This is a genomic window from Serratia sp. CY40230 (genome assembly GCF_052168835.1).
GTDB classification, from domain to species: Bacteria; Pseudomonadota; Gammaproteobacteria; order Enterobacterales; family Enterobacteriaceae; genus Serratia; species Serratia nematodiphila.
In genome coordinates this window covers 196,933-218,606 of record NZ_JBJNLX010000002.1, presented here as the reverse complement: position 1 = coordinate 218,606, position 21,674 = coordinate 196,933, and the positions used below count along the sequence as shown (strand labels likewise).

Below are 21,674 nucleotides of genomic sequence, written 5' to 3'. Positions count from 1 at the left end.
ATTAGGTGAGCGCGCTCATTACGCCGCGCTGGTAGGCCGGGCGAGCGCGCAGTTGCTGATACCAGCGCTCCATGTTCGGCCGCGGGCGGCGGGCGATCGGCATTTCGAACCAGGCGTAGGCGAAGCTGCCGAGCGGGATATCGCCGAAGCCGAACGCGTCGCCGGAGAGGTAAGGCTGGTGCGCCAGCGTCTGTTCAATGACGTCGAAGTGTTTTTCCAGCGTGGCGATCGCCGCTTCGATTTTCGCCATGTCGCGCAACTCTGGCGCGGTGCGGATCAGGCCCCAAAAGACGATGGTGAAGGCCGGAACGATGGTTGAAGTGGTCCAGTCCATCCATTTCTCGGCGGCGGCGCGCGCCTGCAGATCTTGCGGATAGAACGTCGCGTCGCCGAATTTCGCCGCCAGGTAGCGCACGATGGTGTTGGACTCCCACAGCACGAAGTCATCGTCCTGCAGTAACGGCACCAGGCCGTTCGGGTTCAGCGCGCGGTAACTCTCTTCGTTGACCTTGCCAAACGCCCCGCCGGCGTTGATGTGGGTATAGCTCAGCCCCAGTTCGGCGGCGCACCACAGCACCTTCCTGACGTTGTTCGAATTCTCACGACCCCAAATGGTCAGCATGGGATAACTCCGTTAGCGGATTAAAGACCCTTAATACCTACGCCACAATGCGCTTTTTGTCACACCGCAGGGCATTTTTTGTCTGCCGCTCAACGCTCCCAGCGGCACACTTCCCAGCCGTGCTCCGCCGCCAGCGCGCTCAGTTCGCTGTCGGGATTGATCACCGTGGCGCTGTCGACGAATTGCAGCATCGCCTTGTCGTTGAGAGAGTCGCTGTAGCCGTGGCTGTGCTCGAACTTCAGGTGCGGGTGCTGCACCAGCCAGTGCTGCAGGCGGATCACCTTGCCCTGTTGATAGGTCATGGTGCCGTAGGTGTTGCCGGTGAAGCGGCCGTCGCTGATTTCCACGCCGATCGCCAGCGCATCGTCGGCGCCGAGCTGTTCGGCGATCGGCGCCACCAGGTGTTCGCCGGTGGCGGAGATCACCAGAATGCAGTCGCCGCGCTCGCGGTGCCACTGCAGGCGTTCACGGGCGGCGGGGTAGACGCGCGGCAGGATGTCGCGCCGGATGTAACGCTGCACCCAGCCGGCAACGGTTTGCACGCTCAGGCCGGTCAACGGCGCCAGCGTGGCCTGCATGTAGTCCTCCATCGACAGCTTGCCCTGATAATAGAGCTGCATCAGCTGCTGCTCCTGCAGTTCAAGCTCCGCCGGCGCGAATCCCTGGCCGACCAGCCAGCGGATCCACAGGCTGGCGCTGTCATCGTCAATCAGGGTTTCATCCAGGTCGAATAAGGCTAAATCCATCAGTATTTCTCCGGCAGGCAGGGTATGAGGTCGTTTACAGGATAGCGGATAGCGCACGTCGCCAGCCAGCGGCGTCGGCGAAATTGCGCAGAGCATAAGAAACATTGATGACGGTTTTGCGACAGTTTGTTGAACGTTTGCATATCTTAGAACGCAACAATATTGGCCGTCCCGGCGAGCGCGGTGGTAACTATGGGGCAAATGCAGCCACCCGCTGGGGAGGGTCAATGTTGATTATTCGCCTGTACGGCAGCCCGATCGTAATCGGGGAAGAAGAGGAACCGCATGATGACGCACCTGACGACGCTGAAGACGTTGCCGCTGCTGGATCTTTCGCAGCTTGACGGCGATGCGCGCCGGCGGCGCGCTTTTCTTGACGATTTGCGCGCGGCGGCGCGCGACGTCGGTTTCTTCTATCTGCGCGGTCACGGCGTGGACGGCGCGTTGAATGCGCGGTTGCAGCACGCCGCGCGACAATTTTTCGCCCTGCCGGAAGCCGACAAGCTGGCGGTGCAGATGGTGCATTCGCCGCATTTTCGCGGTTACAACCGTGCGGCGGCGGAACTCACGCGCGGGCAGCCTGACTGGCGCGAGCAGTTCGATATCGGCGCCGAACGCCCGGCGCTGACGCTGGCTGACGACACGCCGCGCTGGGCGCGTCTGCAGGGGCCAAACCAGTGGCCGGCGGCGCTGCCGGCGCTGAAACCGCTGCTGCTGGAGTGGCAACAGGCGATGACCGCCATGTCGCTGCGGCTGCTGCGCGCTTTCGCGTTGGCACTTTCGCTGCCGGAGCAGGCTTTCGATCGCTTATACGGCGAGAAGCCCAACGAGCACATCAAACTGATCCGCTACCCGGGGCGGGACGCCACCGCCAGCGCACAGGGCGTCGGCGCGCACAAGGACTCCGGTTTTCTCAGCTTCCTGCTGCAGGACGCGCAAAAAGGGCTGCAGGTGGAGGTCAGCGAGGGGCAATGGATAGACGCGCAGCCGCGTGAAGATACCTTCGTAGTGAACATCGGCGAGCTGCTGGAGCTGGCGACCAACGGTTATCTGCGCGCCACGGTGCACCGGGTGGAAACGCCGCCGGCGGGGAGTGACAGATTATCGATCGCGTTCTTCCTCGGCGCGCGTCTGGACGCGGTGGTGCCGCTGTATCAACTGCCGCCGCAGCTGGCGGCGCAGGCGCGCGGCCCGGCCAGCGATCCGCTCAATCCGCTGCTGCGCGATGTCGGTTACAACTACCTGAAAGGCCGCATCCGCTCTCACCCCGATGTGGCACACCGTTTTTATCAGGACGTCATCGGCCTCTGAACGCCGGGCGTAAAAAAGCCCGGCGCGTCGGCCGGGCTGATCGTGCGCTGATGCGGCGATTATTCCGCCAGCGCCTGCTGCAGATCGGCGATCAGATCTTCTACATCCTCAATCCCCACCGACAGGCGCACCAGCTGCGGCGTGATGCCGGTTGCCAGGCGCTGTTCCAGCGGAATGGAGGCGTGCGTCATGCTGAACGGCTGGCTGATCAGGCTTTCCACGCCGCCCAGGCTTTCCGCCAGGGTGAACAGGCGCGAACGCTGGATGACCCGGCGCGCATAGGCGTCGTCGCCTTTCAGCCGTACCGAGATCATGCCGCCGAAGCGCGTCATCTGGCGCGCCGCCAGCTCGTGCTGCGGGTGGCTCGGCAGGCCGGGATAGTAGACGTTTTCCACCTGCGGCTGGCTCTCCAGCCACTGGGCGATGCGCAGCGCGCTGTCGCTGTGGCGCTGCATGCGCAGCGCCAGGGTGCGGATGCCGCGCAGCGTCAGGAAGCTGCTGAACGGATCGAGAATGCCGCCGACCGCGTTTTGCAGGAAACCGAGCTGTTCCGCCAGCGCCGGGTTATCGCCCACCGCCGCGACGCCGGCCACCACGTCGGAGTGGCCGTTGAGGTATTTGGTGGCGGAGTGCACCACCACGTCAAAGCCCAGATCCAGCGGGCGTTGCAGATACGGCGAGGCGAAGGTGTTGTCCGCCACGCTGATGAGCCGGTGCTTTTTGGCGATCGCGGCGATGGCGCTCAGATCCGCCAGCTTAAGCAGCGGGTTGGTCGGCGTTTCCACCCAGATCATTTTGGTGTCCGGCTCGATCGCCTGTTCCAGCCCGGCGAGATCCGCCGGCGCTACGTAGGTGACGCGCAGGCCGGCGGTGCGGCTGCGCACTTTTTCCAGCAGGCGATAGGTGCCGCCGTACAGGTCGTCCACCGCGATCAGGTGGCTGTCTTTATCGAGCAGCTCCAGCACCGTGGAGCAGGCCGCCAGGCCGGAGGCGAAGGCGTAACCGCGGCTGCCGCCTTCCAGTTCGGCGATGGCGCTTTCCAGCGCGGTGCGCGTCGGGTTGGCGCTGCGGGAGTATTCATAGCCGGTATGTTCGCCCGGCGCCGGTTGGGCGTAGGTGGAGGTGGCGTAAATCGCCGGCATCACTGCGCCGGTCGCGTCCGGGGTGTAACCGGCGTGAACGGTCAACGTATCAAACTTGGCCATAATGGGTCCTTATTAACGTAATTTTTGGCGCCAGGCGTTAAGCACGTCTGTGCGGGTAATCAGGCCGAGGAAGCGCTCGCCGTCGAGCACCACCGCGACGTGGCCATGGTTGAAGGTGGCCTGTAATTCCTCGTAGCCGGCTTCCTTTTGCAGCGTATGAACCTGTTTGGTCATCGCGCTGCCGGCCGGCAGGCTGAAGTGGGCGGCGTCGGCCTGGACGGCGTTCAGCAGATCCCACTCATCGATCAGACCGACCACCCGATCGCCTTCCAGCACCGGTAGCTGCGAGATGTCGTACAGCCGCATGCGGGCGTGCACGATCGCCAGCGTGTCGTCCGGCGCTGCGGAAACGGCGGCGCCCTCGTCGTGGCGGTAGGCGATCAGATCGCGCAGATCGCCGTGCTGTGGCTTGCTCAGCAGGCCCTGTTCCAGCATCCAGTGGTCGTTATACATTTTAGACAGGTATTTGTTGCCGCTGTCGCAGACGAAGGTCACTACCCGCTTGGGTTCGGTTTGCGCGCGGCAGTAACGCAGGGCGGCGGCCAGCAGGGTGCCGGTGGACGATCCCGCCAGTACGCCTTCCTTGCGCAGCAGCTCGCGCGCGGTGGTGAAGGCTTCGGCGTCGCCGATGCGGTAAGCATTGCGCACCTGGTCAAAGTCGCTGAGCGGCGGGACGAAGTCTTCGCCGATACCTTCCACCAGCCAACTGCCGGCTTCGCCGATATGGCCGTGGTCGAGATAGTCCGCCAGAATAGAGCCGGCAGGGTCAGCCAGCACGAATTCCGTCTGCGGCGAAACCTCGGCGAAATAGCGGCTCAGCCCGCCCAGCGTGCCGCCGGAACCGACGCCGACCACGATGGCGTCCACGTCATGCTCCATCTGCCGCCACAGTTCGGGCGCCGTGGTGGTGGTATGGGCCGCCGGGTTGGCCGGATTATTGAACTGGTCGATATAAAAAGCGCCGGGGATCTCTTCCGCCAGGCGTTTGGCGTAATCCTGGTAGTAAGCCGGATGCCCTTTGCCGACGTCCGAACGGGTCAGCAGCACTTCCACCCCCAGCGCGCGCAGGTGGAAGATCTTCTCGCGGCTCATCTTGTCCGGCACTACCAGCAGCAGCTTATAGCCTTTCAATGCCGCCACCAGCGCCAACCCCAGGCCGGTATTGCCGGCAGTGGCTTCGATGATGGTGCCGCCCGGCTGCAGTTTGCCATCGCGCTCGGCCTGCTCGATCATCGACAGCGCCACGCGGTCTTTGATCGAACCGCCGGGATTTTGGTTCTCCAGCTTGACGAACAGCCGGCATGGGCCGGTATCGAACTGGGTCAGTTCCAGCATCGGGGTATTGCCAATCATCTCGATGACGGAATGGGGGATCGCCATGACTCATCTCCAGGATTATTCGGTATAAAAGTCGTTGTGCGGATGATAGCGCTGAGGATAAGCGCTTTAAAAAGAACAAATAGCGGTTCTATATGCCATTATGGAATATATTAATCTTTTTTGGACGTATGGATGCGCAGATGTTTAGCGGTGCAGATGCTTGGCCGTGTAGCCGTGGGTAGATGCGAAAATGCGCGTCACGATGCTTTTTTGAACGATAAGTGCGTGCCTGCGTACAGTTATGTAAAAATGCTGAAAATTCACGCTAAACCCTGCAAAAATAAGATAAATCACATAAACTCACAGCAAGGGCATTTTCGGTGCGTTGCGTTACCCATTACGGGCGCCGCAGGGGGTTGCGGCCGGCACGCGCGCACCGGGCCACTCTCGCTGGTTGGCTTAAAACGTGAACATGTTTGAAAGTTAACGCTATTTCAATGGTTTTGAATGGACACTCTGGCGACGTCATGATGAAAAAAAACTTATCCACTTCCCTGAAAAAACTGACCTTCAGCGTAGGCATCCTGTTGCTGGCCGCCCCGGCCGTGCACGCGGCCGAGCCGCCGGCGCCGCCGCAGGTAGACGCCAAGGCCTTCATTCTGATGGATTACAACAGCGGTAAGGTGCTGACCGAAGGCAATGCCGATACGCGTCTCGATCCCGCCAGCCTGACCAAGATCATGTCCAGCTACGTGATCGGCCAGGCGATCAAGGCCGGCAAAATCAAGCCGGAAGACATGGTCACCGTCGGCAAAGACGCCTGGGCGCCCGGTAACCCGGCGCTGCGCGGCTCTTCGCTGATGTTCATCAAGCCGGGCGATCAGGTGCCGGTGCTGGAACTGAATAAAGGCATCGTGATCCAGTCCGGCAACGACGCCAGCATCGCGCTGGCGGACTACGTGGCGGGCAGCCAGGATTCGTTCGTCGGCCTGATGAACAACTACGCCAAATCTCTGGGGCTGCAGAATACCCACTTCCTGACGGTGCACGGTCTGGATGCGGAAGGGCAGTACAGCACCGCGCGCGACATGGCGCTGCTGAGCCAGGCGTTGATCCGCGACGTGCCGGACGAATACGCGCTGCATAAAGAGAAAGAGTTCACCTTTAACAAGATCCGCCAGATTAACCGCAACCGTCTGCTGTGGAGCAGCAACCTGAACGTCGACGGCATCAAGACCGGTTACACCAGCGGCGCCGGCCACAACCTGGTGGCGTCCGCCACCGACGGCTCGATGCGTCTGATCTCGGTGGTCTTAGGCGCGCCGAGCGATCGCGTGCGCTTTAGCGAAAGCGAAAAGCTGCTGACCTGGGGCTTCCGCTTCTATGAAACCGCGACGCCGATCAAGGCCGATAAGCCGTTCGTCACCCAGAAAGTGTGGTTCGGCGACGTCAGCGAAGTGCCGCTCGGCGTGGCGAAAGACGCCTCGGTCACCATTCCGAAAGGGCAGATGAAAAACCTGAAGGCCAGCTACAAGCTGACCCAACCGACGCTGGAAGCGCCGCTGGCGAAAAACCAGGTGGTCGGCACCATCGATTTCCAGCTGGACGGCAAAACCATCGAGCAGCACCCGCTGGTGGCGATGCAAGAGGTGAAAGAGGGCAACTTCTTCAGCCGCATCTGGGATATGGTGATGATGAAGCTGAGCCAGTGGTTCGGCGGGATCTTCGGCTGAATGCCCTGACACCGCTGCCGCATCGTCGCATGCGGTTCCTGAAAAAGCCGCAACCTTCCGTTGCGGCTTTTTCATTTTCAGCATCCGTGGCGTTTCAGAAATAGTCCACCAGCATGGTGGCGCCGCTGGAGAAGTCACCTTCCGCCAGGGTGACGGCGCTGTTTTTCACCGGCACCGCATCAAGCGTCGGCGGATTGGCGTAATCGATGTTCAGCGGCGTATTGATGGCGAAAGCCTTGCCGTTGGCCAGCAGTTTGATGCCCAGCCCATTGACGCTGCTGTTCAACACGCTGCTGTCAAAGGCCGCCGCGCTGCCCATGATCTTCATTTTCAGCTGGCGGCTGTTATCCAGAAACTCACACTTGATGCTGTAATCGATGCGTTGCATATAGCGATTACCGTCGATACGTTTGATGCCGACTTTGCCAAAGTCGATATCGATAGTGCGCCCGTCGTTGATCACGCAAGGCGGAGGCGCCACCACGGTGGCGGTGATACTGACCTTGGTGCCCTGGTCGGCGGCCTGGGGGGCGGCGCTGATCACACCCAGCGTAAACAGCAGAGCGCAACGCATTTTCCTCGTCATGTTCATTCTGGCTCCCGTCTCAAGGTGCGCTGAAGATCAGCGTGGCCGAGCCTGACATCGGACCGGTGGCGATGCTGGTGTAAGGCACATTGTTCTTCACTGGCACAAAGGTGACGGTGTCGTTGCCCAGCCCGTTGACGATGCGCGTTCTGAACGTATTGTTGGGTTTCACCACCGCGCCATTGTGCACCATGGCTACGCCGACATTAGGATTGGAGGTCTTGATGAAATCGCTGGAGAAGCCGCTGGCATCGCTGACCATGCGAACCAAAATGTCTTGTGTCGCGCTCTGATCGTCACACCGGTAGCTGAGCGCCTTGTCCTGTTTGATTTGGGCGTCGCTGGCGCTCTGCGTGAGAAAGTCCTGGCGGATCTGACCGAAGTCGACGTTAATCTGCTGGCCGTTGTTGATAGTGCAACTGGTGGTGACGAAGTAGGCGTCGTTGTCGGCGATCAGGCGCCACCGGTAAGGCCCACATTTTGGGCAACCTGACTGGTCATTTTTTTGTTCAAAGTTGATTTGGCCGATGACGTCGCCCTTGTTCACCTTGATATCCTGCGTCGGCGAACGGTTGAGCACGATGTAAACCCTGATGGAAATGCTGGCACTGTTTAGGCCGGTAATCGTCATCACCTGGATACCTGATTGGATCGGGGATAAGTAGTCGGTGCCGTTGATTGTCATACCGTTGGCAAGCGTACCGAAAATGGCAGTGTTCATCGTCAACGCCGGGCTGCCGGTGAGTAAAATATCTTTCCAGTTGGCGACGTCGTTTTTACAGGTCACCTGGCTGACGTTGACGATTTCATTTTTCCCGATGGACAATTCAGGGCCTATCTTTACCCTGACGTCGACCGGCGTCATTGAACCACCCTGACCAATGTTCCCGCCGTCGGAGGTTTTACAGGTAAATGCATTGGCGTTACCAATGAGGACGAAAAAAGATAATGCCAGGCAGTGTTGTAAAAATAGGATGGTTGTTTTTCTCACAATAATATCCCGATTATATAGTGTCATTTGGCTGGGTGCCGCCACGAAATAGGGCTAATTAGGCTGGCTGTGCCGGCGTTATTCCGTTAAATGAGAATAAGGCGCATCTATTCCTGGTATTTCCTTGTTGTCGGTTGGCAGTAGGGCGGTGGGGTACCACCTCAACGAGTTGTTGATGGAACCGTCCGTTACGAGCACTTCTTGTTTGGCGACGAGTTCCAACAGCAGTAGCCGGGCGCGGTAAACGCCGACGTTGACGGCGTTGGCCAGTTGCCGGGTAGACAACCACAGATGCTGAGGTGGCAGTCCGGTGTCGGGACATTGACGGGGCGACTGCGCGAATAATGTTTGCAGCAGATCGTGCTGCAATTGCCGTATTTCCTTTTGTTTTGGAGATAACGCTTCCATAGCACTTCCTCTGTATTTCGATTGCTGTATTCCTAAGAAAAAACAAAGTTTCACTGCCTACCAATAACGAGGTAAATCGCGAATCAAGAAAAATCCTATCTATTTATCAGGATTGAAAAAAAGGGGTTTCCCACTCCGTTTCTACCTGTTTGCAGGCTGGGGGAGTGTCACGCAGAAACCTAAAGTTTTGGTTTATTATATTCACAAAGAGCAGCTTTGCGATCTGATTAATTGTGAAACAGAGAAAAACAGGATATTGCACTATAAAAGTATTTTTTACGATCTATGAGCCTAAAAATAACACTAAATTAACTTTAATTAGGAAATAAATTGCGAATGTTCGTCTTGATCAAAAAAAGACTTTTTTTGCTGGTGGGCATTTGCCAGAATATTCACCGCCAGACAAGAAGGGCGGGTTAGAAAGTATTGGTCTCTGCTTGTTGTGATTTCGTTTATTTTTATATGACGGATTCATTAATGGGTAGACCGCTGCAGACTTGCCGTTATCGACGTATTTATTGTCGGTTCCTTTGGTTTTGGCAGTTAACCAACCAGCAAGATGCTAAAGAATCAGGGCTGCGCATATATAAGCGCGAGCAGATTTCCTGTTGCTCTTTTTCTTGATTGGAATATGCATTTTTTCTTATAAGGAATATAGGTTCTATGAAACTTAACAAAATCATGATGGCTGCAGTGATTGCATTTGGCGCAAGTTCTTTTGCACAGGCAGCCGATCAGGGACACGGTAAAGTGACCTTCACGGGTTCTATTATTGATGCGCCATGCTCTATTGCACCCGAGTCGATCGATCAGACCGTAGATCTGGGCCAGGTTTCTAACGTGGCGTTGAAAAACGGCGGCAAATCCAACCCGCGTCCGTTTGAAATCAAGCTGGAGCAGTGTGATACCACTACGCTGAAAACCGTTAAAACCACCTTCAGCGGCATTGCGTCGTCAACCAACAAAGATCTGTTGGGTATCGCGGGGACCGCCAGCGGCGCCGGCGTAGCAATCACTTATGGCGGCCAGCCGATCAAACTGGGTCAGGCGACTGCGGCACAGACGCTGAATACTGGCAACAACAGCCTGAACTTCGCCGCTTACCTGCAGGGTGAAGGCGCTTCCGCAGCCATCGTTCCGGGCGATTTCACCGCCGTAGCCGACTTCACTCTGGCTTATCAGTAAGTGAGACCGCAGGCTTAATCAACCAGGCATGGGGCACGCCGCATGCCTGGTGACTCTCTGTGTCAAAGGAATGTCGCGATGTTTTTTTCAAGGAATCGGGCGGGTGCCGTTCTTTTGGCGTCGTTGGCGTTTGCGCCCGGCAGTGCAATTTCCGCCGCACAGGGGTGGGGCAAAGTCAGTATGCACGGCGCCATTATCGACACTGCCTGCGCCATTGCCGCCGGCAGCCGCGATCAGACAATCGATATGGACACGCTTCCTATCGGACAGATCATTCGTGACGGCCAGGGAATGACTAAACCTTTCAGTATTGAATTGGTTAATTGCATTTTGGAACGTCCGGAAAACAAGCCTGATTGGAAATTCTTTCAGGTCACGTTTGATGGTTTGGCGGAAGGCGCTTTGTTTGGCGTACAGGGCGATGCGCGCGGCATCGCATTGAAGATAAAAGACAGCCGCGGCAGGCCGGTTATTCCAGGGGAGCCGTTGCCGATGGAGGGAATAATACCGGGCAACCGAGTGCTGAATTATTCCATGACGTTAATGCCGAATCACCAGCCGTTGAAGGTGGGAGCGTATTTTTCCACAGTGCGTTTTAAGCTGGATTATTTTTGATTTTTTTTTCGTACTGACGGTTAATTCGTTATTGAAAGGACTTTATTATGCTTTCACCGGCAGGGAAGTTATTTCGTCTTCAGGCCTTGGGGCTCTGTGTCGCCCTTTCTCTGGGAAATCCGATCGCGTTGGTTTATGCCGCCGACGTTATTCAATTCAATACTGACGTCTTGGACATCAACGATCGTAAAAATATCGATCTGAGCCAATTTACGCGCAGCGGCTACATCATGCCGGGCGTTTATACCATGGTGGTGCACGTCAATAAGAACGATCTGGCGGAACAGCCGGTGACGTTTATGGCGCCCGAGAACGATCCTAAAGGCAGCGAAGCCTGTCTTTCGCCGGAGTTGGTCAACCAACTGGGGCTGAAAGAAAAGCTGTTAAGTACGCTGAACTGGACGCACGGCGGCCGTTGCCTTGACGCCTCCAGCCTGGCAGGGATGGAAGCCCGCGGCGATCTTGCCAGCTCCTCGCTGTACCTCAACATTCCTCAGGCCTATCTGGAATACAGCTCGGAAAACTGGGACCCGCCTTCGCGCTGGGATGACGGTATTCCCGGGCTGCTGTTTGACTATAACGTCAATGCTCAAACACAAAAACATCAGAAAGGCGGCAGCAGTTACAGCCTGAGCGGCAACGGCACCGGCGGCGCCAATCTGGGCGCCTGGCGTCTACGCGCCGACTGGCAGGCTAATCTCAGCCATCAGACCGGTTCTTCTCAGTCGACCGACAAACAGTTCGACTGGAGCCGCTATTACGCCTACCGGGCTATTCCGGCGCTGCGCTCGCGGCTGACGATGGGGGAGGATTATCTGAACTCCGACATTTTCGACAGCCTGCGCTTTACCGGCGTCAGTCTGCGATCCGACGACAGCATGTTGCCGCCCAACCTGCGCGGCTATGCGCCGGAAGTGACGGGCGTGGCGAAAACCAACGCCAAGGTGGTGGTCAGCCAACAGGGGCGCGTGCTGTATGAGACGCAGGTGGCGGCGGGGCCATTCCGCATTCAGGACATCAACGACGCGGTTTCCGGCGAGCTGGACGTACGCGTCGAAGAGCAAGACGGCAGCGTGCAGACGTTCAAGATGAATACCGCCAACATCCCTTATCTGACGCGACCGGGTACGGTGCGTTACAAGCTGGCGACGGGCAAGCCGTCGGAGTGGGGGCATCACCTGCGCGGGCCGATGTTCGGCACCGGTGAGTTCTCCTGGGGCATCAGCAACGGCTGGTCGCTGTACGGCGGGGGCATCGCCGGCGGCGATTACAACGCGCTGTCGCTGGGGATCGGGCGCGATCTGATGGCGCTGGGGGCGTTGTCGTTCGATGCCACGCAGTCGCGTGCGCGCTTGCCGCAGGAGGGCGCTCTGACCGGTGGTTCGTACCGGTTGAGCTATTCGAAGAACTTCGACCAGTACGACAGCCAGATCACCTTCGCCGGCTACCGCTTCTCCCAGGAGGACTTCATGAGCATGGGGGACTACCTCGATGCGCGTTACGAAGGGGGACGCAGCGGCAAGAGCAAGGAGATGTACACCATCACCTTCAACAAACAGTTCCGCGATCTGGGGCTCAGCACCTATCTCAACTACAGCCACCAAACCTACTGGGATCGGGCGCCGAACGATCGTTACAACCTGATGGTATCGCGCTACTTCGATATCGGCGATTTCAAGAACGTCAGCGTATCGCTGTCGGCCTATCGCAACCGTTACAACGAGCGCAATGACGACGGGATGTACCTGTCGCTGTCGCTGCCCTGGGGCAGCGCCGGGACGCTCAGTTACAACATGACGCTCGATCGCGAAGAGAACGCCCATCGGGTCGGTTACTACAACCGGGTCGATGAACACAACAACTATCAGATCAGCGCCGGCGCAGCGCGCAGCGGGGCGACGGCCAGCGGCTATTACAGCCATCAGGGCGATATGGCGCAGATCAACGCCAACGCCAGCTACCAGGCCGGCCGTTACAGCGCTGTCGGCATCGGCGCGCAGGGCGGCCTGACGATGGCGGCGGAAGGGGCGGTGCTGCACCGGGTCAATACGCCGGGCGGCACGCGCTTGCTGCTGGATACCGAAGGCGTCGCCGGCGTGCCGGTGCGCGGCTACGGCAGTACGGTGCTGACCAACCGTTACGGCAAAGCGGTGGTGGCGGATGTAAACAGCTACTACCGCAATAAGGCCAGCATCGATCTCAACAGCCTGAGCGACAACGTCGAGGCGACGCGTTCCGTGGTGCAGGCCACGTTGACCGAGGGCGCCATCGGCTACCGCAAGTTTGAGGTGATAGCCGGCGAGAAGGCGATGGCGATCGTCAAACTGGCGGACGGCAGCGAGCCGCCGTTCGGCGCCACGGTGCTGAATGCCCGCAAACAGGAGACCGGCATCATCAATGACGGCGGCAGCGTTTACCTGTCCGGCCTCAACCCCGGCGAGCGCATGCGCGTGCATTGGAACGGCGCGGCGCAGTGTGAAATCCAGTTGCCGGCGCCGCTGCCGGCCGAAATGCTGATGAACACGCTGCTGCTGCCTTGCCGTCCTCTTGCCGGCAACAAGCCGGCGGCTGACGCCAACTGACTTACACCCGGCGGAGTGCGCTCCGCCGCTAAACCGCCGGGGCGGGATTGCCCGCCTTCGGCCGACTGGAACCGTGAAGACATGATGAATCTGACTATGACCAGAAAGACCGTTTCCCTTGTGGGCCCGCTCGCCGCCGCATTGACGCTCGGCGCGGTCGGCCTGCCCGCTCAGGCGGCTATCGCGCTGGATCGCACGCGCGTGATTTTCGACGGCGACCTGAAAACGGTCAGTCTCAACATCAGTAACCAGAACAAACAGTTGCCGTATTTGGCGCAGGGATGGATCGAAGACGATCGCGGCAACAAGATCCAAAGCCCCTTCACCGTGCTGCCGCCGGTGCAGCGGGTGGAGCCGGGCAAACCGAGCCAGGTGAAGATCCAGTCGCTGCCGGCGGCGCGTCAGCTGCCGCAGGACCGGGAGACGCTGTATTACTTCAACCTGCGGGAAATCCCGCCGCGCAGCAATAAGCCGAACACGCTGCAGATAGCGTTGCAGACCCGCATCAAAATGTTTTATCGCCCGGCGGCGCTCGCCCCGAAGAAGAACGCGGCGCCGTGGCAGGAGCAACTGACGCTGACCCGGCAGGGTGACAAGTATGTGGTGAACAACCCGACCCCTTATTACGTGACGATCGTTGAGGCGAGTGCCGGCAAGGGCGGCAAAGGGGCGGCCGGCTTTGAACCGTTGATGGTGGCGCCGAAGGCCAGCGCCCCGCTGAACGTGCCCGCCGCGAGCCTCGGCAACGGTCCGTCGCTGGCGTACATCAACGATTACGGCGGGCGGCCGCAGTTGAACTTCCGCTGCGCCGGCAGTGCCTGCCAGGTCGTGCCGGTCGCCAAATGACGAGCCGCGCGCAAGCAGGGAAGACCGAGTCATGAACACAGCGGAGTGAACGAATCATGCAACGAAAGATCCCCATGCTGTTGGGAAAGGCCTATGAACGTCATCAGCGACGCACTATCGGCCTGACGGTGTTGGCCGCGCTGATGGTACCGCTGACGGCGGGCACGATGCTGATGCTGATGCCGCCGGCCCGCGCGGTGGACAACTGGGACGTGGAGGGGGCGAACGGCACGCTCCACGTCTACGGCGCGTTGACGGAAAGCGCCTGCAGCCTGGAAATGACCACCGCTCGTCAGGAAGTGTGGTTGGGTGAGACGGGAACTGCGCACTTCCAGCGCCCGGGCGATCGCGGCACGCCGGTGGCGTTCGAGCTGACGCTGAAAGACTGTCTGCGGGCGCCGGCGAGCAGCCGCGACGCCTGGACCGGGGTGCTGGCCTGGAGCGGCAGCCAGCCTGCGGTGTCCGTGGCGTTTGCCGCGCCGACGGATGACGACGCGCCGGGGTTGGTCAGGGTTGCCGGCGTCACCGGGTTGGGGTTGCAGCTGACGGATGCCAGCGGCCTGCCGGTGCGCCTCGGCGCGCGTAACAAACCGGTATTGCTGACGCCGGGACAAAACACCCTGACGTATACGGTGACGCCGGTGCGCACCCCGGCGACGCTGAGCGCCGGCGTTTACCGTGCGGCGATCGATTTCCGGCTTTACTACGACTAATACGCCGCTTGCGCCCGGTCGGCGCAAGCACAACCAAAGGGAGTGGCGTCATGCGCGCGACAGAGACGAACCGGCGCCGGAGCGCGCTGTTGGGGGCTGGCATGGTCATGGCGGCCGGCATAATGGCGCAGTCGGCGACTGCGGCGGAAAACATGCGCTTTCACGGCACGCTGGTGGCCGAGCCATGCGTCATTCAGCCAGGGGATGAGGACATTCCGCTGGATTTCGGCACCATCGTCGACAAATACCTGTATCTGAACACCCGCTCCCACAGTCAAACCTTCGCATTGCACCTGACCGAGTGCGATCTCAGCCTGGGCAATACGGTGGCTATCACGTTTACCGGCACCGAGAACGCCAAACTGCCCGGCCTGTTGGCATTGGATGCCGGCAGCCTGGCGTCGGGGATCGGCATCGGGCTGGAAGACAGCAGCGGCAAGGCGCTGCCGCTCAATCGCGCCAGCGATAAATTCCGCCTGAGTGCCGGCAACACCACGCTTACGCTGCAGGCCTATGTGCAAGGGGAACCGGAGGCTATCCAGACAAAGTCCATCGGCCGCGGCACCTTCAGCGCGGTGGCCACTTTTACGTTGGAATACGAATAAGCGTCTACAAGGACAAGAAACGCAATGATGAGAAAGCACGTCAATCACGCCCTGCGCATGGGGCTGCTGTGCCTGTTGGCGTTGAGCGCCGCCGCTTGCCAAAGCCAAAAGTCGGGCAAGCCCGCCGTGAACACTAAAAATCAGGTTGTGCAACCTCCGTCAGAAGAGGCTTTGCGCAAGCAGCGTGAGGCCGAACAGCTGCAGCAGTGCCAGCAGCAACTGGGCGCATTGCGCGCGATCGACGAGAAACAGTATCAGCGCTATAAGCAGGCCTTCGACAGCCTGATGAGCGGCGCCTCGCAGTACGCCAGCCTGCGCGCCAGGGTAAACGGCGACACGCAGGAGACGGTGGATGCGCTGTATCGCTACAAGGTCAACTATCTGTGCGCCGGGGTGAATCAGGCGGTGTTGACCGGCTTGGCGGATCGTGGGGAGCAGATTAAATGAGGCTACGCCTGCTGGGCTGCGTTGCTCTGCTGTTCACCGGCGTCGCGCTGGCGGACGACGGCGTGCCGGCGCTGCTGCAGTTTGCCGAGCAGTATCAACGGCAAAACATCGTGCCGACGAACGAAAAAGCGGCGCCGGCCGAACGCGAGTCGGGGCAAAAAAAGCGTGAACCCGCGAAGCGCCCGTCGGACAACAATAAGCCAGCCTCACCGGCCAAAGCTTTTACGCTGACCCAGGAATTATTGGCGCGTGACCAACAGCTGGCGCGCCAGCGAATGGAACTGACGATGTTGCGCCAGGAACTCGCCGCGCTACGGGCGGAGAAAGTGACGTCATCCGTCGCGACGTTGCCCGATTCGTCAACGCTGCAAAAGTGGATCGCCGGGTTGGGCGCCGCCTGGCGCGGTTCGCCCGATGCGCAGCGCGCCGAAGCGCTGCTGCGTCAGGCGACGCAGGAAACCGCCCAAAGCAGAGCGACGGCGGCGCAGGCCGAACGGCGCGTCACCGAACTTGAGTCTGCCGCGCAGGCATCGGCACAGACGCTTGCACAACGCCAACGCGAGCACCAGGAGGCGTTGCACGCTCTGCGCGCCGCGTTGGAAGAAAGCGAGCAGAAGCGGGCCGGTGAGCAGAAGGCGACTCAGCAGGCGCGCGAAGACCTGCTGGCGTTGCGTAAGCGGCTGCAATGGGAGATGACGCCGGAGCAGTTGAAGGATGATCGCAAGCGTCTGTCCTATGCGGCGGGCAGTGCGCTGGGGCGGGACATTCAGGGGGTAGTGGCGGAGCGTCAAAGTTGGGGCGTACCGGTGGATCGCGACAGCCTGTTGGCGGGCGTCATCGATAGCGTCTCGGGGCGTTTGCGGCTGCCGCCGGATGAACTGAATGCGCTGACGGCGCAGGCGGATGCCAACGCCGTAGCCGCGCGTGAGAAACGCGTTAACGAACAGCGGCGGCGTGATGAAGATTATCTGGCGCAGTTCAGTCAACAAAAGGGCGTAAAACAATCGGCGATGGGCTTTTGGTATCGGGTGGATTACGCCGGAGAGGGCGCGCTGGCGCCAACGGCGGTGGTCGATGTGGTCGTGAAGGAGAAATTGACCGACGGCACGGTGATCCAGGATATGGAACTGAGCGGCAAGGTGCTGTCGCAACCGTTGTCCGAGTATCCGCCGCTGTTTCGGGAGGCGATAAGCCACCTGCACAACCACGGATCGCTGACGATGGTCGTGCCGCCGGCGCTGGCCTACGGCGAAACCGGCTATCCGCCGAAAGTGCCACCCAACGCCACCATGATTTATGAATTACGCATCGACAACAGTCAGGCGCCGGCAAAGGGTGCTCAGGCGGTTAAATGGGAAACCGGAACGGCGGGGAGGCAGGGATGAACACGATGATAAAAATCGCGCTATTTGATGAAAACCGTTACTTCAGCGCCGGTTGGCAGGAGGCCCTGGCGCTGCATTTCAGCACTTACGGCAAGCGTACGCTGTTACTGGACGCGCAGCAGGTTCACGAAGCCGATCTGGTGTTCTGCTATTTTCCTCCCGGCGTGCAAAGCTGCTTTTGTCACTTCTTTGAGGCGCAGACCGCAGGGCGCAAAACGCTGTATTTCTCGTTGCGGACGCCGGAGGGGCGGCATAAACGCACCGTCGGCATCCGCTGCTCGCTGGAGGCCGGCGTCATTTACCACGATACGCCGCTGGTATCGGCATTGTATCAGGTGAGCGCCGAACTGGAGCGGCGCAGCAAATGGCCGAACCGGCCGGGTTGTGGCAGGAACTGCATATGCCAGCACCGTGGCCTGACGCTGCGCGAACAGGAGATCATGCGCTGTATGACGCGCGAGATGGGGGTGACGCAAATCGCCCGAATGCTGGACATCAGCGTGAAAACCGTCAGCAACCACAAGATGAGCGTGATGCGCAAAATGGGATTCCGGCGTAATGCCGAACTTTACGGTTGGCTGCGGCACAGCGCTCGTCCCGGGGCAGTGGGGCCTCGCGCAGGCATTCAGGTGGGCGTTGCGGCAGGAAAGGATCGCTATTGAAACGGCGCCGGCCAAGTCAGACCGGCCGGCGCCTTTAGTGCCTCGCCGTGGCGATCAGTTACAGGCCACGACCTTGATCGCCAGCCCGCCCTGTGAGGTTTCGCGGTATTTGGCGTTCATGTCTTTGCCGGTTTCGTACATGGTTTCGATCACCTTATCCAGACAAACCCGCGGCTCGCTGGTGCGGCGCATCGCCATGCGCGCGGCATTGACTGCCTTGACGGCGGAAATGGCGTTGCGTTCGATGCAGGGCACCTGTACCTGGCCGGCGAGCGGATCGCAGGTCAGCCCCAAATGGTGCTCCATGGCGATCTCTGCCGCGATGCATACCTGCGCCGGGCTGCCGCCCAGCAGCTCGGTCAACCCGGCCGCCGCCATCGAACAGGCGACGCCCACTTCTCCCTGACAGCCCACTTCGGCGCCGGAGATCGAGGCGTTCATCTTGTACAGCGCGCCAATCACGCCGGACGCCAGGAAGTAGCGGGTGTAGGAATTGGCGTTCACCGGGCGGATGAACTTGTCGTAGTAAGCCAGTACCGCAGGGATGATGCCGCAGGCGCCGTTGGTCGGCGCGGTGACCACGCGGCCACCGGCGGCGTTCTCTTCGTTAACCGCCAGCGCGAACATGTTGATCCAATCGACCACGTTCATCGGGTCGATATTGTTCTTGTCGCCGGTCACCAGAATGCGGCGCAGCGCGGCGGCGCGGCGCGGCACTTTCATCGGGCCGGGCAGCAAACCTTCGGTGTTGATGCCGCGTTCGATACCGGCGCTCATCACCTGCCAGACGTCGGCGAAGTGCGCGTCGATATCCGCCTTGCTGCGCAGCGCCAGCTCGTTCTGCATCACCAGGCCGGACAACGACAGCCCGGTCTCTTTGCAATGCTGCTGCAGATCGTGCGCCGATTTGAACGGGTAGGGCACCGGCGTTGCGCCCTCGGCGGACTGGCCGAAGTGCTCTTCGTCGACGATGAAACCGCCGCCGATCGAGTAATAGGTTTTGCTGTGCAGCAAGCGTTCACCGGCGAAGGCACGGATGCGCATGCCGTTTTCGTGCAGCGGCAGGTTATCGCTGTGGAAGTTCATGCCGCCGTGCAGCGGGAAATCCACCTCGTGATGGCCGTTGGCCAGCGGCAGGCGGCCGCGCTGTTCGACGTCGCGGATAAAGCCCGGAATGCTGTCGATGTCCACGTCGTGCGGCAGGTTGCCGGCCAGGCCCATGATGATGGCGATGTCGGTGTGGTGGCCTTTACCGGTCAACGACAGCGAACCGTACACGTCGACCACCACGCGGGTAGTGTCCTGCAGCTGCTGGTGGGCGATCAGATCGTCGACGAACTGTTTGCCGGCCTTCATCGGGCCAACGGTGTGGGAGCTGGATGGTCCGATGCCAATTTTGAAAATATCGAAAACGCTGACCATGGTCTCGCCTCCTTCTTCAGGTTTCAGGCGGTGAATACGGGAAATGGGGGCAGTGCGGGAGGGCCGGCGCGCAGCGGCGCCGGCCGGACGTGATTAGCCGAGCAGGCTGAACACGATAGCAGAGATGGCGATCAGACCCATCACAACCACAAACACGTTGCTGATGTGGCCGCTGTACTTGCGCATGGCAGGCACTTTACGGATGGCGTACATCGGCATCAGGAACAGCAGCATGGCGATGATTGGGCCACCCAGGGTTTCGATCATGCCCAGGATGCTCGGGTTCAGGGTGGCGACGATCCAGGTGGTCACCAGCATGAAGATAGCGGTCATGCGGTTCAGCTTGGCGGTGCTGACGGTTTTGCCGCGGCTCTTCATCGACTTGGCGACCAGGCCGTTGAAGCCTTCACGGGCGCCCAGGTAGTGGCCCAGGAACGATTTGGTGATGGCGACGAAGGCGATAACCGGCGCGATGTACTCGATCATCGGGTTGTTAAAGTGGTTAGCCAGGTAAGACAGAATCGAGATGTTCTGCGCCTTGGCTTCCGCCAGGTTTTCCGGCGTCAGGCTCAGCACGCAGCTGAACACGAAGAACATCACGGTCAGCACCATCATGATGTGTGCGTAAGCCAGAATGCGGGAGCATTTCTTCTCGGCGTCTGCGCCGTACTCTTCGCGTTTGGCGACGGCGAAGGCGGAGATGATCGGCGAGTGGTTGAAGGAGAACACCATCACCGGGATCGCCAGCCACAGGGTCATGATCAGGCCGTGACCCATGCCGGTACCGCTGCCGGACAGCGACACGTTTTCGAAGATGGCGCCGGTCCAGTTAGGGATCAGATACACCGCCAGCAGCATCAGCACTGCGACGAACGGGAAGACCAGGATACTCATGGTTTTCACGATGGCCTGCTCACCGAAGCGCACGATGGTCATCAGGCCGACGATCAGGATCAGCGACAGGATGGCGCGCGGCGGCGACGTCATGCCCAACTGGTGGGTAATGAAGCTGTCGACGGTGTTGGTGATCGCCACGCTGTAAACCAACAGAATCGGGTAGATGGCGAAGAAGTACAGCAGGGTAATCAGCTTACCGGCGGTGATGCCGAAGTGCTCCTCCACCACGGCGGTGATGTCTTCACCGGGATTTTTGCCGGACAGAACGAAACGGCACAGACCGCGGTGGGCAAAGAAGGTCATCGGGAAAGCGATGATGGCCATGATGATCAGAGGAATCAAACCGCCGATGCCGGCGTTGATGGGCAAGAACAGGACGCCTGCGCCGATGGCGGTGCCGTACAGGCCCAACATCCACATGGTATCCGTTTTACGCCAGGTACTGCTGGAGCCCGAGGCCGCAGAGGCAATTGTGCCGGTCTGTGTAGTGTCCATAAATATCTCCGAAGTGAACACGAATTTAAAATTAAAAGGCAAAACTTAAGGTTAAACCGTCAAACGTCCTATTCAGGCAACGCTTGCGGTAAGAATCAGGTGTTGCTTGCGGGGATGTTTTGGCGTCCCCCTGGTTGTTTATTGCGTTCATTACCAAGGCACAGCGCCGGGTAATTCACTAAAGACTTTTCACCGTCGCGGACGATAAAAGTCGTTACCGCTGCCGACAGGTCTTTGCCTGTCGATTTTTGTTGGCGGCAAGATAACGATTTACAGTAGAAACAACCGTGATCCTGCTCTCAAATGCGCAATATGTGCAGTTCTAGGCTTTTTTATCGATTTTTCGCGCATTTGTTGCACATTTGTGTAAGATTTTGTGCTGAGAACGCTCTCATGAAAGTTTCTGCGATTATGCGGCTTGTACAATAATTAGCCGGATAAAGCGCTGTGCTCAGCAGCAAGCCGAGCAATATATTTTATGCGTGGTTTTGGATCTAGCGAAAAACCCGGATTAAGCAGTTTTAGTGATGTAGATCACATTATGTTTTTAAGGCAAATAACGTTTATCTTTTTGTTTTTATTTTGTTTTTGTTGAAAAGTACCGCTAGTAACGAAGGGAAATTACTTACGTGGTTAGCGGATAAAAATGCGTAACCATTCATCATATAAATAACAGATACCTAACAGGTATTGGCGAGATTTGCTGCAATCGCGTAAACCGCCGTTTATTTAAACTTCCTGGCCTTTGGCTCGATTTATCATATAAAAGCCATAAATAGCCGTTAATTCACCCAACCGACCGCGTGGTTAGCCTGCGAAAAAATAATCACGCGGGTGAGCTGTTGCATTTTATTAACCTGATGTTGCGTGCGGATAAGCGAAAAACGCGAATTGATTG

21 protein-coding genes are annotated in these 21,674 nt (G+C 59.2%); 12 read left to right on the top strand and 9 right to left on the bottom strand.

Annotated elements, in window-relative coordinates; translation table 11 throughout:
- Position 1 precedes the first annotated feature (1 nt).
- Together ACJ8IJ_RS08205 and ACJ8IJ_RS08200 are read right to left on the bottom strand one after the other, a co-directional pair.
- Positions 2–622 carry a glutathione S-transferase family protein gene (locus ACJ8IJ_RS08205; protein WP_004938761.1) on the bottom strand — a complete coding sequence of 207 codons (621 nt, stop codon included), beginning with the start codon at positions 620–622 and terminating at the stop codon, positions 2–4.
- 89 nt (positions 623–711) lie between these two features.
- Entirely contained in the window at positions 712–1,368 is a 657-nt protein-coding gene (locus ACJ8IJ_RS08200; RefSeq protein WP_442518519.1) for an HAD family hydrolase, read from the bottom strand.
- Between the two features lie 107 nt (positions 1,369–1,475).
- Between ACJ8IJ_RS08200 and ACJ8IJ_RS08195 the strand changes: the two genes are divergently transcribed.
- Together ACJ8IJ_RS08195 and ACJ8IJ_RS08190 are read left to right on the top strand one after the other, a co-directional pair.
- Complete coding sequence (locus tag ACJ8IJ_RS08195; RefSeq protein ID WP_156865407.1) at positions 1,476–1,712, top strand: hypothetical protein; 237 nt, start codon at positions 1,476–1,478, stop codon at positions 1,710–1,712.
- Positions 1,657–2,679, top strand: a complete 1,023-nt coding sequence (locus ACJ8IJ_RS08190) for an isopenicillin N synthase family dioxygenase (RefSeq protein ID WP_021504376.1) — start codon at positions 1,657–1,659, stop codon at positions 2,677–2,679. Before ACJ8IJ_RS08195 ends, ACJ8IJ_RS08190 begins: the two co-directional genes overlap by 56 nt.
- 59 nt (positions 2,680–2,738) lie before the next feature.
- On the opposite strand, the gene ACJ8IJ_RS08185 is transcribed toward ACJ8IJ_RS08190, so the two are convergent.
- Together ACJ8IJ_RS08185 and ACJ8IJ_RS08180 are read right to left on the bottom strand one after the other, a co-directional pair.
- Positions 2,739–3,884: a trans-sulfuration enzyme family protein gene (locus ACJ8IJ_RS08185; protein WP_004938751.1), complete on the bottom strand. Its 1,146-nt coding sequence runs from the start codon at positions 3,882–3,884 to the stop codon at positions 2,739–2,741.
- Between the two features lie 12 nt (positions 3,885–3,896).
- Positions 3,897–5,264 (bottom strand): pyridoxal-phosphate dependent enzyme, encoded by a 1,368-nt coding sequence (locus ACJ8IJ_RS08180; protein ID WP_049187417.1) that lies wholly within the window; start codon positions 5,262–5,264, stop codon positions 3,897–3,899.
- 467 nt (positions 5,265–5,731) lie between these two features.
- Here ACJ8IJ_RS08180 and ACJ8IJ_RS08175 point away from each other — a divergent pair, with 467 nt between their 5' ends.
- On the top strand, positions 5,732–6,937 hold the full coding sequence (locus ACJ8IJ_RS08175; protein ID WP_049187419.1) for a serine hydrolase: 1,206 nt from the start codon (positions 5,732–5,734) through the stop codon (positions 6,935–6,937).
- A 94-nt stretch (positions 6,938–7,031) separates the two neighbouring features.
- Here ACJ8IJ_RS08175 and ACJ8IJ_RS08170 read toward each other — a convergent pair whose 3' ends face one another.
- From ACJ8IJ_RS08170 to ACJ8IJ_RS08160, 3 genes are all read right to left on the bottom strand, one after another.
- Positions 7,032–7,523 carry a fimbrial protein gene (locus ACJ8IJ_RS08170; RefSeq protein WP_239664290.1) on the bottom strand — a complete coding sequence of 164 codons (492 nt, stop codon included), beginning with the start codon at positions 7,521–7,523 and terminating at the stop codon, positions 7,032–7,034.
- Positions 7,524–7,542: 19 nt separating this feature from the next.
- Positions 7,543–8,349, bottom strand: a complete 807-nt coding sequence (locus tag ACJ8IJ_RS08165) for a fimbrial protein (protein WP_049187422.1) — start codon at positions 8,347–8,349, stop codon at positions 7,543–7,545.
- A 243-nt stretch (positions 8,350–8,592) separates the two neighbouring features.
- Positions 8,593–8,922 (bottom strand): hypothetical protein, encoded by a 330-nt coding sequence (locus ACJ8IJ_RS08160; RefSeq protein ID WP_049187424.1) that lies wholly within the window; start codon positions 8,920–8,922, stop codon positions 8,593–8,595.
- A 663-nt stretch (positions 8,923–9,585) separates the two neighbouring features.
- On the opposite strand from ACJ8IJ_RS08160, the gene ACJ8IJ_RS08155 reads away from it, so the two are divergent.
- From ACJ8IJ_RS08155 to ACJ8IJ_RS08115, 9 genes are all read left to right on the top strand, one after another.
- Positions 9,586–10,107, top strand: a complete 522-nt coding sequence (locus ACJ8IJ_RS08155) for a fimbrial protein (protein ID WP_004938731.1) — start codon at positions 9,586–9,588, stop codon at positions 10,105–10,107.
- A 78-nt stretch (positions 10,108–10,185) separates the two neighbouring features.
- Positions 10,186–10,722 carry a fimbrial protein gene (locus ACJ8IJ_RS08150; protein WP_004938729.1) on the top strand — a complete coding sequence of 179 codons (537 nt, stop codon included), beginning with the start codon at positions 10,186–10,188 and terminating at the stop codon, positions 10,720–10,722.
- Between the two features lie 47 nt (positions 10,723–10,769).
- Positions 10,770–13,304, top strand: coding sequence for an outer membrane usher protein (locus ACJ8IJ_RS08145; RefSeq protein WP_442518518.1), 2,535 nt, complete (start codon positions 10,770–10,772; stop codon positions 13,302–13,304).
- 81 nt (positions 13,305–13,385) lie between these two features.
- Positions 13,386–14,150, top strand: coding sequence for a fimbria/pilus periplasmic chaperone (locus ACJ8IJ_RS08140; protein ID WP_050561932.1), 765 nt, complete (start codon positions 13,386–13,388; stop codon positions 14,148–14,150).
- 74 nt (positions 14,151–14,224) lie between these two features.
- Positions 14,225–14,863 (top strand): fimbrial protein, encoded by a 639-nt coding sequence (locus ACJ8IJ_RS08135; protein ID WP_442518644.1) that lies wholly within the window; start codon positions 14,225–14,227, stop codon positions 14,861–14,863.
- Between the two features lie 50 nt (positions 14,864–14,913).
- Positions 14,914–15,468, top strand: a complete 555-nt coding sequence (locus ACJ8IJ_RS08130) for a fimbrial protein (RefSeq protein ID WP_004938719.1) — start codon at positions 14,914–14,916, stop codon at positions 15,466–15,468.
- A 24-nt stretch (positions 15,469–15,492) separates the two neighbouring features.
- The gene (locus ACJ8IJ_RS08125; RefSeq protein WP_033645816.1) at positions 15,493–15,915 is read left to right on the top strand and encodes a hypothetical protein; all 423 of its coding nucleotides are present in this window, start codon (positions 15,493–15,495) and stop codon (positions 15,913–15,915) included.
- Entirely contained in the window at positions 15,912–17,300 is a 1,389-nt protein-coding gene (locus tag ACJ8IJ_RS08120; RefSeq protein WP_049187431.1) for an FKBP-type peptidyl-prolyl cis-trans isomerase N-terminal domain-containing protein, read from the top strand. Before ACJ8IJ_RS08125 ends, ACJ8IJ_RS08120 begins: the two co-directional genes overlap by 4 nt.
- Positions 17,297–17,962, top strand: coding sequence for a helix-turn-helix domain-containing protein (locus ACJ8IJ_RS08115; protein ID WP_049187433.1), 666 nt, complete (start codon positions 17,297–17,299; stop codon positions 17,960–17,962). Before ACJ8IJ_RS08120 ends, ACJ8IJ_RS08115 begins: the two co-directional genes overlap by 4 nt.
- Positions 17,963–18,016: 54 nt before the next feature.
- On the opposite strand, the gene ACJ8IJ_RS08110 is transcribed toward ACJ8IJ_RS08115, so the two are convergent.
- Positions 18,017–19,384: an L-serine ammonia-lyase gene (locus tag ACJ8IJ_RS08110; protein ID WP_004938700.1), complete on the bottom strand. Its 1,368-nt coding sequence runs from the start codon at positions 19,382–19,384 to the stop codon at positions 18,017–18,019.
- A 93-nt stretch (positions 19,385–19,477) separates the two neighbouring features.
- On the bottom strand, positions 19,478–20,776 hold the full coding sequence (locus ACJ8IJ_RS08105) for an HAAAP family serine/threonine permease (RefSeq protein ID WP_004938697.1): 1,299 nt from the start codon (positions 20,774–20,776) through the stop codon (positions 19,478–19,480).
- Positions 20,777–21,674: the final 898 nt, after the last annotated feature.

Bases quoted from the DNA above. Each gene is read 5' to 3' on its own strand.
- ACJ8IJ_RS08195 (WP_156865407.1), top strand. From the start codon at position 1,476: ATGACGGTTTTGCGACAGTTTGTTGAACGTTTGCATATCTTAGAACGC.
- ACJ8IJ_RS08135 (WP_442518644.1), top strand. From the start codon at position 14,225: ATGCTGTTGGGAAAGGCCTATGAACGTCATCAGCGACGCACTATCGGC.
- ACJ8IJ_RS08115 (WP_049187433.1), top strand. From the start codon at position 17,297: ATGAACACGATGATAAAAATCGCGCTATTTGATGAAAACCGTTACTTC.
- ACJ8IJ_RS08110 (WP_004938700.1), bottom strand. From the start codon at position 19,384: ATGGTCAGCGTTTTCGATATTTTCAAAATTGGCATCGGACCATCCAGC.
- ACJ8IJ_RS08120 (WP_049187431.1), top strand. From the start codon at position 15,912: ATGAGGCTACGCCTGCTGGGCTGCGTTGCTCTGCTGTTCACCGGCGTC.
- ACJ8IJ_RS08190 (WP_021504376.1), top strand. From the start codon at position 1,657: ATGACGCACCTGACGACGCTGAAGACGTTGCCGCTGCTGGATCTTTCG.
- ACJ8IJ_RS08160 (WP_049187424.1), bottom strand. From the start codon at position 8,922: ATGGAAGCGTTATCTCCAAAACAAAAGGAAATACGGCAATTGCAGCAC.
- ACJ8IJ_RS08155 (WP_004938731.1), top strand. From the start codon at position 9,586: ATGAAACTTAACAAAATCATGATGGCTGCAGTGATTGCATTTGGCGCA.
- ACJ8IJ_RS08185 (WP_004938751.1), bottom strand. From the start codon at position 3,884: ATGGCCAAGTTTGATACGTTGACCGTTCACGCCGGTTACACCCCGGAC.
- ACJ8IJ_RS08145 (WP_442518518.1), top strand. From the start codon at position 10,770: ATGCTTTCACCGGCAGGGAAGTTATTTCGTCTTCAGGCCTTGGGGCTC.
- ACJ8IJ_RS08130 (WP_004938719.1), top strand. From the start codon at position 14,914: ATGCGCGCGACAGAGACGAACCGGCGCCGGAGCGCGCTGTTGGGGGCT.
- ACJ8IJ_RS08180 (WP_049187417.1), bottom strand. From the start codon at position 5,264: ATGGCGATCCCCCATTCCGTCATCGAGATGATTGGCAATACCCCGATG.
- ACJ8IJ_RS08125 (WP_033645816.1), top strand. From the start codon at position 15,493: ATGATGAGAAAGCACGTCAATCACGCCCTGCGCATGGGGCTGCTGTGC.
- ACJ8IJ_RS08175 (WP_049187419.1), top strand. From the start codon at position 5,732: ATGATGAAAAAAAACTTATCCACTTCCCTGAAAAAACTGACCTTCAGC.
- ACJ8IJ_RS08150 (WP_004938729.1), top strand. From the start codon at position 10,186: ATGTTTTTTTCAAGGAATCGGGCGGGTGCCGTTCTTTTGGCGTCGTTG.
- ACJ8IJ_RS08170 (WP_239664290.1), bottom strand. From the start codon at position 7,523: ATGACGAGGAAAATGCGTTGCGCTCTGCTGTTTACGCTGGGTGTGATC.
- ACJ8IJ_RS08105 (WP_004938697.1), bottom strand. From the start codon at position 20,776: ATGGACACTACACAGACCGGCACAATTGCCTCTGCGGCCTCGGGCTCC.
- ACJ8IJ_RS08205 (WP_004938761.1), bottom strand. From the start codon at position 622: ATGCTGACCATTTGGGGTCGTGAGAATTCGAACAACGTCAGGAAGGTG.
- ACJ8IJ_RS08140 (WP_050561932.1), top strand. From the start codon at position 13,386: ATGATGAATCTGACTATGACCAGAAAGACCGTTTCCCTTGTGGGCCCG.
- ACJ8IJ_RS08200 (WP_442518519.1), bottom strand. From the start codon at position 1,368: ATGGATTTAGCCTTATTCGACCTGGATGAAACCCTGATTGACGATGAC.